Source organism: Xanthobacter autotrophicus, from assembly GCF_029991245.1.
In the GTDB taxonomy this organism is placed as follows: domain Bacteria; phylum Pseudomonadota; class Alphaproteobacteria; order Rhizobiales; family Xanthobacteraceae; genus Xanthobacter; species Xanthobacter autotrophicus_C.
Genome location: NZ_JAIVFO010000262.1, coordinates 1 through 2,477 on the forward strand (window position 1 = coordinate 1; position 2,477 = coordinate 2,477).

At 72.9% G+C, this 2,477-nt stretch carries 2 protein-coding genes and 1 pseudogene; 2 read left to right on the plus strand and 1 reads right to left on the minus strand.

From position 1 onward, the window contains the following. Together K9U41_RS22500 and cobT are read left to right on the plus strand one after the other, a co-directional pair. Nucleotides 1-258 (plus strand): annotated as a pseudogene (locus tag K9U41_RS22500) (DUF308 domain-containing protein); the annotation flags it as partial. 247 nt (nucleotides 259-505) lie between these two features. Further along, a complete protein-coding gene (gene cobT, locus K9U41_RS22505) occupies nucleotides 506-1,528 on the plus strand; it encodes a nicotinate-nucleotide--dimethylbenzimidazole phosphoribosyltransferase (RefSeq protein ID WP_282643068.1) in 1,023 nt (340 codons plus the stop codon). A gap of 4 nt (nucleotides 1,529-1,532) precedes the next feature. Here cobT and K9U41_RS22510 read toward each other — a convergent pair. Next, the coding region (locus K9U41_RS22510) for a sensor histidine kinase (protein WP_282643069.1) at nucleotides 1,533-2,477 on the minus strand (945 nt) is incomplete at its 5' end.

Genomic DNA, 2,477 nt, shown 5'->3' on the forward strand with positions numbered 1-2,477 from the left:
CGCACCGGCTACGAGCCGCCGCCGCGCCCGTCCCGTCCCGCGCCTGACCAGCCGCCGGCTTCGGCGGTGCCCCCCGCGCCGCCGCCCCGGCGCGAGCCGGAGGAGCCGCGCATCCTGAAGTCCGGCATCGTCGGTGGCATGGCCTATACGCTCTATTCGGACGGCTCCATCCAGGCCGACCTGCCCGATGGCGTGGTGCGCTTCGCCTCGCTCCAGGAGCTGCGCGACCACGTGGCGCAGTCCCAGGGCGAGCGCTGAGGCGGACAGCAACCCGAGGTCGAGGGCGCCCGGCGGGCATGGTCCGTTGCCGGTGCGGCCCGCTCCTCGTTGCGGCATGGCCCCTCTGCCGGACTGAGGGCATGCCTTCCGGAGCGTGAGGCGCGGCCTCGCGTGCGCCGGTTCGCCCTTCTTCCCCCTTCGCTCGCACGCACTTTGGCTCTATGGAGCGGCTTTCCGTTTCCGTACCGGGCACTCCGCCCCGTGCGCCGCTTCAGGTAGCCTGCCCATGTACCCCAGCGAATCCGGCCTGCCCTTCGACGATATCCGCCAGCTCGTCGCCACCATGCCCGGCCCGTCCGAGGGCGCGCGGGAGGCGGCGGTGGCGCGGCAGGAACAGCTGGTGAAGCCGCTGGGCGCACTGGGCCGGCTGGAGGCCATCGCCGCCCATCTCGCCGCCTGGCAGGGCAATTCCATGCCCACGGTCAACCGGCCCATGGTGGCGGTGTTCGCCGCCACCCATGGCATCGCCGATCGCGGTGTCTCGCCCTATCCGGGGGCCGTGACCAAGCAGATGATGGCCACCTTCACCGCCGGCAAGGCGGCAGTGAACCAGATCTGCGCCACCTTCGACGCTGGGCTGCGGGTGTTCGACCTCGCCCTCGACTATCCCACCCCGGATATCACGCAAGGCGCCGCCCTCGACGAGAAGGCCTGCGCCGCCACCATGGCCTTCGGCATGGAGGCCATCGCCGGCGGGTCCGATCTTTTGTGCCTCGGCGAGATGGGCATCGGCAACACCACCATCGCCGCCGCCTTGTGCCATGGCCTCTATGGCGGCACGGCGGAGGAGTGGGTGGGCGCCGGCACCGGCTCCACGGGCGAGGTGCTGGAGCGCAAGATCGCGGTGGTGCGCGATGCGGTGGCGTTCCACAAGGACCATCTGTCCGATCCGCTGGAGGTGCTGCGCCGCCTTGGCGGGCGCGAGGTGGCGGCCATCGCCGGTGCCATCATCGCCGCGCGGCACGAGAAGGTGCCGGTGGTGCTGGACGGCTTCGTGGTCACCGCCGCCGCCGCCGTGCTGCATGCCCTCGACCCGTCGTCCCTCGACCATTGCCTCGCCGGCCATGTCTCGGCAGAGAAGGCGCACCGCGTGCTGCTCGACCGGCTGGGCCTGCGCCCCCTCCTCGACCTCGACATGCGGCTCGGGGAGGGCTCGGGCGCGGCGCTGGCCATCGGCGTGGTGAAGGCGGCGGTGGCCTGCCATCGCGGCATGGCCACCTTCGCCGAGGCCGGCGTTTCCGAGGGCTGAGCGCTCAGGACTGAAGGGCGCGCGCGGGCGGAAAGGTCACTTCGGCCCGCGTGCCGCCGCCCGGCCGCCGCTCCAGCGTCAGCGCGCCGCCGTGCAGGCCGGCGAGGCCGCGCACGATGGCAAGCCCCAGCCCGGCGCCGCGTCCGGTGGCGAGGTCGAGACGGCTTTCCCGCGGATGAGCCGCCCCCAGCGGCAACTCGCGCTCGGCGATGCCCGGCCCGGTATCCTCCACCGTGAGGAAGGGCATGCCCTGCGCCCCGATGCCGGCGAGAAGCCGCACCGAGCCGTCGTGCGGCGTGAATTTCACGGCGTTGGCCAAGAGGTTGAGGGCGATCTGGCGCAGCGCCCGCTCGTCGCCCCACAGGCGCGGCGTGCCTTCCACGCCGGCGGTCAGGGTCACGCGGGCGCCGGAGGCCAGCGGCCGCATCATGGCGACGCAATCCTCCGCCAGGGCATCGAGCCGCACCGGCGTTTCCATGAGAGTGCGGTGGCCGCTCTCGATGCGGGCGAGGTCGAGGAGGTCGTCGGCGAGAGCCAGGAGATGCTGCCCGGAGGCGTGGATGTCGCGCGCATAGCTGCCATAGGCCTGCACCCGGTGGGGGCCCAGCACCTCGTCCGCCATCATCTCGGAAAAGCCCATCACCGTGTTGAGCGGGGTGCGCAGCTCATGGCTCATCTCGGCCAGGAACCTTGATTTGGCGAGGTTCTCCGCCGCCGCCTGCCGCGCCGCCGCCTCCGCCGCATCGGCCCTCGCCTCGGCCGCGCGCAGGGCTGCCTCCAGCCTTTGGGTGCGCAGGATGAGGAGGCTTGCGGCGAGCATTGCCGCCGTGCCGCCGGCCACGGCTCCAACACCCCCGGCCAGGGCCCCGCCGGCCAGCGCCAGCCCGAAGCTCCCGAGGCTGGCCATGAGCCATGGACCACCAAGGCTGCGGGTGGGGCGGGGCAGGGG

Coding starts and splice junctions, on each gene's coding strand:
- cobT (WP_282643068.1), top strand. CDS start 506: ATGTACCCCAGCGAATCCGGCCTGCCCTTCGACGATATCCGCCAGCTC.